Genomic DNA, 12,354 nt, shown 5'->3' on the forward strand with positions numbered 1-12,354 from the left:
TCGCTTGCCAGCGCTCACCATGCCCCAGCAAGTCGATTAAAATCTGTATTTATAATCAAGATAAGGGAATCTTTGTTTGCTATTGAAGGTTTAACTGGATAAAAATCGATCAACAAACAATTACAAAAAGCCAGGATCGATAATGGCCAATCCCTCCAGCAATACCCAGCTTCGCCGTGTCCTGGGCCTTCCCGCTCTGGTGTTCTTCGGCCTCGTCTACATGGTCCCGCTGACCATTTTCACCACCTACGGCATCGTCACCGAACTCACCGGCGGGCGCACTGCCGGCGCCTACCTGGTCACCCTGGTGGCCATGCTGTTTACCGCCACGTCCTACAGCTTCATGGTCCGGCGCTTCCCGGTTGCCGGGTCTGCCTACTCCTACACCAACCTGGCGTTCGGGCCCAACATCGGCTTTCTGGCCGGCTGGTCGCTGCTGCTCGATTACCTGTTCATCCCGATGATCAATTACTTGCTGATCGGCCTGTTCCTGAACATCGCCTTTCCGAGCATCCCGGTGTGGACCATCATCCTGGCCTCGATTGCCCTGGTCACCGTACTCAACGTGGTCGGCATCCACTCGGTGGCCAAGACCAGCAACCTGATCGTCGGCGCGCAGATCGTGTTCATCGGTGTGTTCGTGGCGATGTCGTTCAAGACCCTCGGCGGCCAGCCGATCGATGTGCTCTCGCCCTTGACTGGCGACGGCAGCCAGCCGGGCTTCGGCGCACTGATGGCTGGGGCTGCGGTGTTGTGCCTGTCGTTCCTGGGCTTCGATGCGGTTTCGACCCTGGCCGAAGAAACCAAAGATCCGGAGCGCAACGTGCCTCGGGCAATCATCCTAACCACCCTCGGTGCCGGCCTGCTGTTCACCCTGCTCGCCTACATCAGCCAGCTGGTACTGCCGGGCAGCCATTTTGCCAACACCGATGCCGCTGCCAACGAAGTGATGTTCAAGGCAGGCGGCCAATTCCTGGCCAACTTCTTCACCGCTGCATTCGTGGCCGGCAGCCTCGGTTCGGCCCTGGCGTCGCAGGCGGCAGTGTCGCGGATTCTATACACCATGGGCCGCGACAGGGTCTTGCCGCAGCGTTGCTTCGGTAGCCTTTCACAGCGCTTTGGCACACCGGTCATGGCCACCCTGGTGGTGTCGGCCTTTTCCCTGCTGGCGCTGGTGATCGACCTGTCCACCCTGGCGTCGCTGATCAGCTTCGGTGCGCTGGTGGCCTTCTCGGCGGTGAACCTGGCGGTGATCCGCACCCACCTGGTCAACGAGACCTGCCACCGCAACCTGGCCGGGTTGCTGCGCTATGGCCTGATCCCGCTGGTAGGCATGAGCCTGACGCTGTGGCTGTGGACCAGCCTGTCGTCCCTGACCCTGACCATTGGCCTGAGCTGGTTCGCCCTGGGGCTGGTCTACCTGCTGGTACTGACCTGCGGCTTCCGTCGTCCGGTGCAGACGGTGAACTTTTCGGAAGCCGGCTGAGCGTAATTACACTGACGGCACAGTGGCCGGGGTGGTCGTCCACAGGCTGCCCAGGTTCTGCAGCAACGAACCGGCTACGCCCTGCTGACCGAGGTACTGAAGGATCAGCGGGGCAAACTGGCCGATCATGCCGGTGTCCATGCCCAGCGCGCTGAAGGCGTTGTTGAGGTCGTTGGTGTCTTTGACGTTGTTGCCCAGGGCGTTGCTCAACGCCGAGGAATTGCCGCTCTTGCCGAGCAGGTCGCCCAGGCCGCTCAAACCGCCCAGGGCGTTTTCGCCGGAGAGCATATCCAGGCCGGGTACGGCTTTGCTGAGCTGCTCGTAGTCAGTGCTGCTGAGCTGATTGCGGGCCAGGCCCAGCAAGGCGCCGGTACCACCGATGGCTTGTTCGGGAGTGACCTTCAGCTCGCTGCCGAGGGTATTGAGCAAGTTCGCCGAGGCGGCTGGCGCCTGTACGGCAGCACCGTCCTTGTTGCCTTGCATGGCGGAGACGGCGTTGGCCGCATCGCTGAGGTTGAAGGCAAACACCGGGCTGGCAGCCAGGGTCATCAGGGTGACCAGTGCGAAACGTTTCATGGAAAAACCTCGTCAGCCGTAAAGGCAGGGAAAACGAGGGTTGGACTATACAGGCAAGGGAATGTTCCATGTGGACGGGCTGTAGGAGCGGCGTTGCGATGGCTCGACTCGCCCCGTGATAGCGATCTTACTGGCGCACCGCTATCGCGGGGCAAGCCCGCTCCTACCCAGTTGGTGGGAGCGGGCTTGCCCCGCGACGATGCCTTACGCCGCGCTGAACAGCTTGTGCGGATCGATCACAAACTTCTTCGGCACACCCGCATCGAACTCGCCATACCCCTCAGGCGCCTGGTCCAGGCTGATCACCTGCACGCCCACCACTTCGGCGATGTTGATGCGATCCCACATGATCGCCTGCATCAGTTGGCGGTTGTACTTCATCACCGGTGTCTGCCCGGTGTGGAAGCTGTGTGACTTTGCCCAACCCAGGCCAAAGCGGATGCTCAGGCTGCCGATCTTGGCCGCGGCATCCACCGCACCCGGGTCTTCGGTCACATACAGGCCGGGAATACCAATCTTGCCCGCCACCCGCACCACGCCCATCAACGAGTTGAGCACGGTAGCCGGGGCTTCGTGCTTGGCACCGGCATGGCCGTGGCCACGGGCTTCGAAGCCCACCGCATCGACAGCGCAATCGACCTCTGGCTCACCCAGCAGGTTGGCGATCTGCTCGTGCAGCGGGGTGTCCTGTGACAGGTCGGCAATCTCGAAACCCTGGGCCTTGGCGTGGGCCAGGCGCACCGGGTTCACATCACCCACGATCACCACGGCAGCGCCCAGCAAGCGGGCCGAAGCGGCGGCGGCCAGACCGACAGGGCCGGCACCCGCGATATACACCGAACTGCCCGGACCGACACCGGCCGTGACCGCACCGTGATAACCAGTCGGCAGGATGTCCGACAGGCAGGTCAGGTCGCGGATCTTCTCCATGGCCTTGTCACGGTTCGGCAGTTTAAGCAGGTTGAAGTCGGCATAAGGCACCAGCACGTATTCGGCCTGGCCACCGGTCCAGTCGCCCATGTCGACGTAACCGTAGGCACCGCCTGCACGGGCCGGGTTGACAGTCAGGCAGACGCCGGTGTGTTGTTCCTTGCACGAGCGGCAACGCCCGCACGCCACGTTGAAGGGTACCGAGACCAGGTCGCCGATCTGCAGGTTCTCGACGTCCCTGCCCTTCTCGATCACCTCGCCGGTAATTTCATGGCCCAGCACCAGCCCGACCTGGGCGGTGGTACGACCGCGCACCATGTGCTGGTCGGAGCCACAGATATTGGTGGAGACCACCCTGAGGATTACCCCGTGCTCGATCTTCTTGCCACGTGGGTCCTGCATTTTCGGGTAGTCAATTTTCTGCACCTCGACCTTGCCAGCGCCGAGATACACCACACCACGATTACCAGACATGCTTTTACCTCGCTAAAGTTTGTTGTTATGTAGCGGTGCAAAGTGCGCGGCCCCGGGGCTGCGCTGTGTTACTGGAATCAATCTTTTTCACGGGGCTAGCCCTGCGATTCAGAGCACTACCGTCCTGTTGGCGTTCAAAAACACCCGCCGCTCGATGTGATACCCCACCGCCCGTGCCAGCGTCAGGCACTCGATATCGCGCCCCTTGGCAATCAGGTCCTCGGGGTAATGACTGTGGTCCACCGCCTCCACGCCCTGGGCAATGATCGGCCCTTCGTCGAGGTCGTTGTTGATGTAGTGGGCAGTGGCGCCCACCAGTTTCACGCCCTTGTTGTAGGCCTGGTGATACGGCTTGGCGCCCTTGAAACCCGGCAGCAGGGAGTGATGGATATTGATCGCCCAGCCGTCGAGCTTGCGGCACAACTCTGGCGACAGCACCTGCATGTAGCGGGCGAGAATCACCAGTTCGGCGCCGGACTCCTCGATCACCTGCAGCACCTTGCGCTCCTGGGCCGGCTTGTCGAGTGGATCGAGGGCGAAGTGGTAATAGGGAATCCGGTGCCAGTTGGCCAGCGGCTCCAGGTCCGGGTGGTTGGAGATCACCGCCACCACGTCCATGCTCAACTGGCCGATGCGCTGGCGATAGAGCAGGTCGTTGAGGCAGTGATCGGCCTTGGAGACCATGATTACCACTTTGGGCCGGTGCTTGGGCGCAGTCAGCTCGAACAACATGCCGAAGGCTTCGCCACGCTCGGCAAGGCCTGCCCGAAAGCTGGCTTCGTCAAAGCCGTCGGCCTGGCGAAACTCCACCCGAATGAAGAAGCGCCCCGACAACCGATCATCGAAGGAATGATGCTCGGTGACATAGCACTGTTGCTCGTACAGGTAGCGCGTTACCACATCCACCGTGCCGAGCAGGCTCGGACAGTCAGCGGTAAGAATCCAGGTGTCCGGTGCTCGGCTCATGACAACGCTCCCTAGGCCTCGATGGCCAAACCGTACTCGGCTGCCGCATCCTGCAGCCACAACCACCAGTAGTCGGAGAAGCTGCGGCGAATCAGCAGTTCCCAGGTTTCCTCGCCGGTACGGCGGATAACCAGTTGCGACTTGGCGAACACCGTGCCCACGGCCTTGCCGACGGGGAAGTTGTTCGGATGTACATCATAGCTGGTGGATTTCATCAGCACTTCGCGCACGTTGGGGCCGCTCAGTTCCAGCAGCGTCTGCCCGCCGCTGACATTGACCACCTGAATGTGCTGGCCATCGAGGGCGTCGCGCAGCTTCTGCTCGACGGCAAATTCCTGCCCGCCCGGCACGATCAGCAGCCACTCATCCGGGCCCAGCCACTGCAATGACATCTCGCCATTGGCGACCACGGTCAGGGCCACGGGCAGTTCCAGGCCCAGGGCCTTGAACACACCGCCAGCGAAAGCCGGATCGCGGCCGTCGCCACGCAGCGTCAGGTGACCGAGGAACTTGTGCTCGCGCAGGGTCACCCCGGCGTTCTTGCGGCCCTTGCCGACCAGGCTGGGCAGGTCGGCATGGTGGAGCGGTGACTCGGCCTTGACGTCGTTGCCGGGGCGTTGCTGGTAAACGTTGATTGTGCTCATTACACACCTGCCTTGAATGCTGTGGACCTTGTGGGAGAGGGCTTGACCCGCGATGACATCAGCACTGCCAACATCGCACCGCGGGGCTGTCTCGCTCCTACACGTTCTGGCGCTCGCCCTTCGGATCGAAGAACACCGAGGCGCAGATCTCCGCCTCGATCACGCTGCCGTCCGCCTGGGGCGAGTAGACCCGCTCACCCAGGCGCTTGAGCCCGCCCTTGACCACGCCCATGGCGAATGAATAACCCAGGGAGTTGGCGGCGTAGCTGGAGGTCACGTGGCCGACCATGTCCATCGGGATCGGTTGCTTGGGGTCGAACACCAGTTGTGCGCCTTCTGGCAGCCACTGGTTCGGGTCGACCGGCTTGAGGCCCACCAGTTGCTTGCGGTTTTCGCGCACGCAGTCTTCACGGTTCATCCCGCGCCAGCCGATCCACGAGAACGGTTTGGTGCGGCCCACGCACCAGCCCATGTTCAAGTCGTCGGGGGTCATCGAGCCGTCGGTGTCCTGGCCAACGATGATGAAGCCCTTCTCGGCCCGCAGCACGTGCATGGTCTCGGTGCCGTACGGGGTCAGGTTGTACTGCTTGCCGGCATCGGCGATTTTCTCCAGTACGCCCATGGCGTAGTTGGCCTGGATGTTGACCTCGTACGACAGCTCACCCGTGAACGAAATCCGGAACACCCGCGCCGGCACGCCGGCCACCAGGCCTTCCTTCCAGGTCATGAACGGGAAGGCGTCCTTGTCCAGGTCGATATCGGTCACTTCGCCGAGCAGCTTGCGGCTGTTAGGGCCGGACAGGGTCAGGGTCGCCCAGTGGTCGGTCACCGAGGTGAAGTACACCTTCAGGTCCGGCCATTCGGTCTGCTGGTAGATCTCCAGCCACTGCAGCACGCGAGCGGCGCCGCCTGTGGTGGTGGTCATGATGAAGTGGTTCTCGCCGACGCAGGCGGTGACGCCGTCGTCGAAGACCATGCCGTCTTCTTTGCACATCAGGCCGTAGCGTGCCTTGCCCACATCGAGCTTGGTCCAGGCGTTGGTGTAGATCCGGTTGAGGAACTCGCGGGCGTCCGGGCCCTGAATGTCGATCTTGCCCAGGGTCGAGGCGTCGAGCAGGCCGACGCTGTCACGCACCGCCTTGCACTCGCGGGCCACGGCGGCATGGATATCCTCGCCATTGCGCGGGAAGTACCACGGGCGCTTCCACTGGCCGACGTCCTCGAACTCGGCGCCGTTCTTCAGGTGCCAGGCATGCAGCGCGGTAAAGCGCACCGGCTCGAACAGGTGGCCACAGTGCCGCCCGGCCACGGCGCCGAAGGTGATCGGCGTGTAGTTGGGACGGAACATGGTAGTGCCCATTTCCGGAATGGTGATACCCATGGAGCGCGCCGCAATGGCCAGACCGTTGATGTTGCCCAGCTTGCCCTGGTCGGTGCCAAAGCCCAGGGCGGTGTAGCGCTTGACGTGCTCGACCGACTCGAAGCCCTCGCGGGTGGCCAGTTCGATCGCGGCTGCGGTGACGTCATTCTGCTGGTCGACGAACTGCTTCGGCGCCCGTGCGGTGTTCTTGTCGTGGGGCACCTGGAACAACGCCACGGTGACTTCTTCCTGACGGGCCAGTACTTTCGGCAGGCTACCGGCCACGGCCTTGAAGCCGGCTTCGGTGGCGGCGCGCACGCCCCCTTCAAAACCATCGGCCAGGGTGTCGCCCAGGGCGAACACACCGTTGATGCCACCCACACATACGCGTTTTTGCGGGGCATCACCCGGCACGAAGCCGAGGATGTCTTCACGCCAGGTCGGCTTGCCGCCCAGGTGCGAGGCCAGGTGGACCACCGGGCTGTAGCCGCCGGAGGTAGCGACCAGGTCGCAATCCAGCCATTCACCGGGGCTGGCCACTTTGTGCGCCTTGACGTCGATGGCCGCGACCCGGGCAGCGGTCACGTGCTTGCTACCGCGGGACTCGATCACTGCGCTGGAGGTGAGGATACGAATGCCTTTGGCCCGTGCTTCTTCAACCAGCGATCCGCGCGGATTGTGGCGGGCATCGGCGATGGCGACCACTTTCAGGCCGGCATCGTGCCAGTCCAGCGCTACGCGGTAGGCATGGTCGTTGTTGGTCGACAGCACCAGGTTGCGACCCGGCGCCACGCCATAGCGGCGTACGTAGGTGGACACTGCGCCAGCGAGCATGTTGCCCGGCACATCGTTGTTGCCATACACCAGCGGGCGCTCGTGGGCACCGGTCGCCAGCACCACCCGCTTGGCGCGAACCCGGTGCATGCGCTGGCGCACCTGGCCGATGGGCGCGCGATCACCCAGGTGATCGGTCAGGCGCTCGTGAATGGTGAGGAAGTTGTGGTCGTGGTAGCCGTTGACTGTGGCTCGAGGCAACAGGGTCACTTCCGGCAGGGTCTTGAGTTCGGCCACCACGGCGGCGACCCAGTCGGCGGCCGGTTTGCCATCGAGGGTTTCGCGGCTGTCGAGCAGGCTGCCGCCAAACTCTTCCTGCTCGTCGGCCAGGATCACGCGGGCACCGCTGCGCCCGGCAGCCAGGGCGGCAGCAAGGCCGGCAGGGCCTGCGCCGACCACCAGTACGTCACAGTGCTGGCTCATGTAGTCGTAGGTGTCCGGGTCGTTTTCCAGCGGCGCACGACCAAGGCCGGCCGCCTTGCGGATGTACTTCTCGTAGGTCATCCAGAACGACTGCGGGTACATGAACGTCTTGTAGTAGAAGCCCGGCGGCATCAGCTTGCCGCCAACCTTGCCAAGAATGCCCATGACGTCGGTATTCACGCTCGGCCAGCCATTGGTGCTGGTGGCCACCAGGCCCGCGTACAAGGCCTGCTGGGTGGCACGCACGTTGGGCACCTGGGTGGCTTCGGTGGCGCCCACCTGCAGGATGGCGTTCGGCTCTTCCGACCCTGCGGCGATGATGCCGCGCGGGCGCGAGTACTTGAAGCTGCGCCCGACGATGTCCACGCCGTTGGCCAGCAAGGCGGCCGCCAGGGTGTCGCCGGCATAGCCCTGGTAGGTCTGTCCGTTGAAAGTGAAGTTCAAGACTTTGCTGCGATCGATACGACCGCCGTTGGACAGGCGATAGACCTGGCTCATACCTTTTCTCCCTGACCACTGACTGCCAACTGCGGGCTGGTGTTTTTGCCGGTCACTTGCGGCTTGGCGCCGATCGGATAGGTTTCCAGAATCTCGTAGGTCACCGTGTCGCGGGTGGCATTGAAGTACTGGCGGCATCCGGCGGCATGAATCCACAGCTCGTGATGCAGGCCACGCGGGTTGTCGCGGAAGAACATGTAGTCGCCCCACTCCTCGTCGGTGCAGGCGTTGGGGTCCATGGGCCGCGGAATGTGCGCTTGACCGGCGGCGTGGAACTCCTCTTCGGAGCGCAGTTCGCCGCAATGGGGACAGAAGATATGCAACATGGGGATTTCTCCTGTTAGTGGGCGACAGCGGCGGCGCCGTGTTCGTCGATCAGTGCACCGTTGTGGAAACGGTCGATGGAAAAGGGTTTGGCCAGCGGGTGCATTTCGCCCTTGGCCAAGCTTGCGGCAAAGACGTTGCCCGAGCCGGGGGTGGCCTTGAAGCCACCGGTCCCCCAACCGCAGTTGAAGAACATGTTCTTCACCGGGGTCTTGGAGATGATCGGGCAAGCGTCCGGCGTGGTGTCGACGATGCCGCCCCACTGGCGGTTCATGCGCACCCGCGAAAGAATCGGGAACATTTCGACGATGGCCTGCAGGGTGTGCTCGATCACCGGGTACGAGCCACGCTGGCCGTAGCCGACCCAGCCGTCGATACCGGCGCCGATGACCAGGTCGCCCTTGTCGGACTGGCTGATGTAGCCATGTACGGCGTTGGACATGATCACGCTGTCGATGATCGGCTTGAGCGGCTCGGACACCAGCGCCTGCAGCGGGTGCGACTCGATCGGCAGGCGGAAGCCGGCGAGCTTGGCCATGTGCCCGGAGTTACCGGCAGTCACCACACCGACGCGTTTGGCGCCGATAAAGCCCTTGTTGGTTTCCACCCCGATGACCACGCCGTTTTCCTTGCGAAAGCCGATCACCTCGGTCTGCTGGATCAGGTCAACGCCCAAGGCGTCGGCGGCGCGGGCAAAGCCCCAGGCCACGGCGTCGTGACGGGCCACGCCACCGCGACGCTGCACGGTGGCGCCCATGATCGGGTAGCGCGTGTTCTTGGAGCAGTCCAGGTAGGGGATCTCTTCGGCCACCTGTTGGGCGTTGAGCAGCTCGCCGTCCACGCCATTGAGGCGGTTGGCGCTGACCCGGCGCTCCGAGTCGCGCATGTCCTGCAGGGTGTGGCACAGGTTGTAGACGCCGCGCTGGGAGAACATCACGTTGTAGTTGATGTCTTGCGACAGGCCTTCCCAGAGCTTCATCGCGTGCTCATAAAGGTGCGCCGACTCATCCCACAGGTAGTTGGAGCGCACGATGGTGGTGTTGCGCGCGGTATTGCCGCCACCCAGCCAGCCTTTCTCAACCACCGCCACATTGGTGATGCCGTGTTCCTTGGCCAGGTAGTAGGCAGTGGCCAGGCCGTGCCCGCCCCCGCCGACGATGACCACGTCGTAGACCTTTTTCGGGGTTGGCGTGCGCCACATGCGCTGCCAGTTTTCGTGGTGGCTGAGCGAGTGCTTGAAGAGGCCGAAGCCTGAGTAACGTTGCATAGTCTTTACTCCTGGACCACTCAGCGATAAACCGGAAAATCTGCACACAGTGCCGACACGTTCTTCGCAACATCGGCCTCGACATCGGCATCACCGAGGTTGTCGAGGATGTCGCAGATCCAGCCGGCCAGCTCCACGCACTGGGCAACCTTGAAGCCGCGGCTGGTGACCGCCGGGGTGCCGATACGCAGGCCCGAGGTCACGAACGGCGACTGCGGATCGTTGGGCACGGCGTTCTTGTTCACGGTGATGTGGGCGCGGCCCAGGGCGGCGTCGGCGTCTTTGCCGGTCAGGCCCTGGCGGATCAGGCTGACCAGGAACAGGTGGTTGTCGGTACCACCGGACACCACATCGAAACCACGGTCGATGAACACCTTGGCCATGGCCTGGGCGTTGTCGATCACCTGCTGTTGGTAGGTCTTGAAGCCTGGCTCCAGCGCCTCCTTGAAGCACACCGCCTTACCGGCGATCACGTGCATCAGCGGGCCACCCTGGGCACCGGGGAATACCGCGGCATTGAGCTTCTTCTCGATTTCTTCGTTGCTGCGCGCCAGGATCAGGCCGCCACGAGGCCCCCGCAGGGTCTTGTGGGTAGTGGTGGTGACCACGTCGGCGTAGGGCAGCGGGTTCGGGTACAGGCCGGCGGCCACAAGGCCAGCCACGTGGGCCATGTCGACGAACAGGTAGGCGCCGACCTTGTCGGCGATCTGGCGGAAGCGCGGGAAGTCCAGGGTCTTGGAGTAGGCCGAGAAGCCGGCAACGATCATCTTCGGCTGGCACTCGACGGCCAGGCGCTCGACTTCGTCGTAGTCGATCAGGCCGGTGCTGGTGTCGATGCCGTACTGCACGGCGTTGTACAGCTTGCCCGAGGACGACACCTTGGCACCGTGGGTCAGGTGACCGCCGTGGGCCAGGCTCATGCCCAGGAGGGTGTCGCCGGCTTGCAGCAGGGCCAGGTACACGGCGCTGTTGGCCGAGGAGCCGGAGTGCGGCTGGACGTTGGCGTAGTCGGCACCGAACAGCTGCTTGGCGCGGTCGATGGCCAGTTGCTCGACTTTATCCACATGCTCGCAACCGCCGTAGTAGCGCTTGCCCGGATAACCTTCGGCGTATTTGTTGGTCAGGCCGCTGCCCTGGGCCTGCATGACACGCTTGCTGGTGTAGTTTTCCGAGGCGATCAGCTCGATGTGATCTTCCTGGCGTTGCTCCTCGGCATTCATCGCCGCCAGCAGTGCATCGTCGTAACCCTGGATCTGGTCTTGCTTGCTGAACATTGCATCTCTCCCGGCAGCGGCATCGGTCTTGTGGGGCAATTGCCCTTTTCAGCGATGGTATGACCGACGCAGACGGCCCAGATGCCTACGCACGCCTTGCAGTGGTGCGTTTACGACATGGCGCGTATCGCGGGGCAAGCCCGCTCCCACCGTATCAGGCCAACCCTGTGGAAGCGGGCTTGCCCCGCGACGCTGTTCGGTTCATGCCGGTTGTTTTACAGTGCTCTCCTGCGTCGTTCTCAGGACACCGTCATGACAGATCAAAGCCAGCAATTCGCCAGCGACAACTATTCCGGCATCTGCCCCGAAGCCTGGGCCGCAATGGAGAAAGCCAACCTGGGTCATGACCGCTCATACGGCGACGACCAATGGACCGCCCGCGCCGCCGAGTACTTCCGCGAGCTGTTCGAAACCGACTGCGAAGTGTTCTTCGCCTTCAACGGCACTGCGGCCAACTCCCTGGCGCTGTCGTCTTTGTGCCAGAGCTATCACAGCGTCATCTGCTCGGAGACCGCCCACGTCGAGACCGACGAATGCGGCGCCCCGGAGTTCTTCTCCAACGGCTCCAAACTGCTCACCGCGCGCAGCGTGGATGGCAAGCTGACGCCCGAGTCGATCCGCGAAGTCGCCCTCAAGCGCCAGGACATCCACTACCCCAAGCCACGGGTGGTCACCATCACCCAGGCCACCGAAGTCGGCACCGTTTATCACCCTGAAGAGCTCAAGGCGATCAGCGCCACCTGCAAGGAACTGGGCCTGAACCTGCACATGGACGGCGCCCGCTTCAGCAACGCCTGTGCTTCCCTGGGCGTCTCGCCGGCCGAGCTGACCTGGAAGGCGGGTGTCGATGTACTGTGCTTTGGCGGTACCAAGAACGGCATGGCGGTGGGTGAGGCGATTCTGTTCTTCAACCGCAAGCTGGCTGAAGACTTCGACTACCGCTGCAAGCAGGCTGGCCAATTGGCCTCGAAGATGCGCTTTCTGTCGGCCCCGTGGGTGGGCTTGCTGGAAAACGATGCCTGGCTCAAGTACGGCAGCCATGCCAACCGTTGCGCACAGTTGCTCAGCGAACTGGTCAGCGATGTGCCGGGCGTGGAACTGATGTTCCCGGTGCAAGCCAACGGGGTGTTCCTGCAGATGTCTGAACCGGCCCTGGAAGCCTTGCGCAACAAGGGCTGGCGCTTCTACACCTTCATTGGCAGCGGGGGTGCGCGGTTCATGTGCTCGTGGGACACCGATGAGGCACGGGTGCGCGAGCTGGCGGCGGATATCCGCGCGGCCATGGGCGCCTGAGGGCC

Annotated in this window: 10 protein-coding genes; 2 read left to right on the forward strand and 8 right to left on the reverse strand. The window is 63.2% G+C overall.

Annotation, left to right across the window (positions count from 1 at the left end):
* Nucleotides 1-142 precede the first annotated feature (142 nt).
* Nucleotides 143-1,486 (forward strand): APC family permease, encoded by a 1,344-nt coding sequence (locus H621_RS0104545; RefSeq protein WP_036989488.1) that lies wholly within the window; start codon nt 143-145, stop codon nt 1,484-1,486.
* A gap of 6 nt (nt 1,487-1,492) precedes the next feature.
* Here H621_RS0104545 and H621_RS0104550 read toward each other — a convergent pair whose 3' ends face one another.
* The 8 genes from H621_RS0104550 to glyA all read right to left on the reverse strand — a co-directional run bounded on the left by H621_RS0104550 (nt 1,493) and on the right by glyA (nt 11,056).
* On the reverse strand, nt 1,493-2,062 hold the full coding sequence (locus tag H621_RS0104550; protein ID WP_028942223.1) for a DUF2780 domain-containing protein: 570 nt from the start codon (nt 2,060-2,062) through the stop codon (nt 1,493-1,495).
* Between the two features lie 204 nt (nt 2,063-2,266).
* A complete protein-coding gene (gene fdhA, locus H621_RS0104555) occupies nt 2,267-3,466 on the reverse strand; it encodes a formaldehyde dehydrogenase, glutathione-independent (protein WP_028942224.1) in 1,200 nt (399 codons plus the stop codon).
* A 108-nt stretch (nt 3,467-3,574) separates the two neighbouring features.
* Nucleotides 3,575-4,432 (reverse strand): formyltetrahydrofolate deformylase, encoded by an 858-nt coding sequence (gene purU, locus H621_RS0104560; RefSeq protein ID WP_028942225.1) that lies wholly within the window; start codon nt 4,430-4,432, stop codon nt 3,575-3,577.
* 11 nt (nt 4,433-4,443) lie between these two features.
* Nucleotides 4,444-5,076 carry a sarcosine oxidase subunit gamma gene (locus H621_RS0104565; protein WP_028942226.1) on the reverse strand — a complete coding sequence of 211 codons (633 nt, stop codon included), beginning with the start codon at nt 5,074-5,076 and terminating at the stop codon, nt 4,444-4,446.
* Nucleotides 5,077-5,173: 97 nt separating this feature from the next.
* Nucleotides 5,174-8,191, reverse strand: a complete 3,018-nt coding sequence (locus H621_RS0104570) for a sarcosine oxidase subunit alpha (RefSeq protein ID WP_028942227.1) — start codon at nt 8,189-8,191, stop codon at nt 5,174-5,176.
* Complete coding sequence (locus tag H621_RS0104575) at nt 8,188-8,517, reverse strand: sarcosine oxidase subunit delta (protein WP_028942228.1); 330 nt, start codon at nt 8,515-8,517, stop codon at nt 8,188-8,190. Before H621_RS0104575 ends, H621_RS0104570 begins: the two co-directional genes overlap by 4 nt.
* A gap of 14 nt (nt 8,518-8,531) precedes the next feature.
* Nucleotides 8,532-9,782, reverse strand: a complete 1,251-nt coding sequence (locus H621_RS0104580) for a sarcosine oxidase subunit beta family protein (RefSeq protein WP_028942229.1) — start codon at nt 9,780-9,782, stop codon at nt 8,532-8,534.
* Nucleotides 9,783-9,802: 20 nt separating this feature from the next.
* Nucleotides 9,803-11,056, reverse strand: a complete 1,254-nt coding sequence (gene glyA, locus H621_RS0104585) for a serine hydroxymethyltransferase (protein WP_028942230.1) — start codon at nt 11,054-11,056, stop codon at nt 9,803-9,805.
* Nucleotides 11,057-11,308: 252 nt separating this feature from the next.
* Between glyA and H621_RS0104590 the strand changes: the two genes are divergently transcribed.
* On the forward strand, nt 11,309-12,349 hold the full coding sequence (locus tag H621_RS0104590; protein ID WP_028942231.1) for a threonine aldolase family protein: 1,041 nt from the start codon (nt 11,309-11,311) through the stop codon (nt 12,347-12,349).
* Nucleotides 12,350-12,354: the final 5 nt, after the last annotated feature.

Origin of the sequence: Pseudomonas vranovensis DSM 16006, assembly GCF_000425805.1 — a bacterium.
In the GTDB taxonomy this organism is placed as follows: Bacteria; Pseudomonadota; Gammaproteobacteria; order Pseudomonadales; family Pseudomonadaceae; genus Aquipseudomonas; species Aquipseudomonas vranovensis.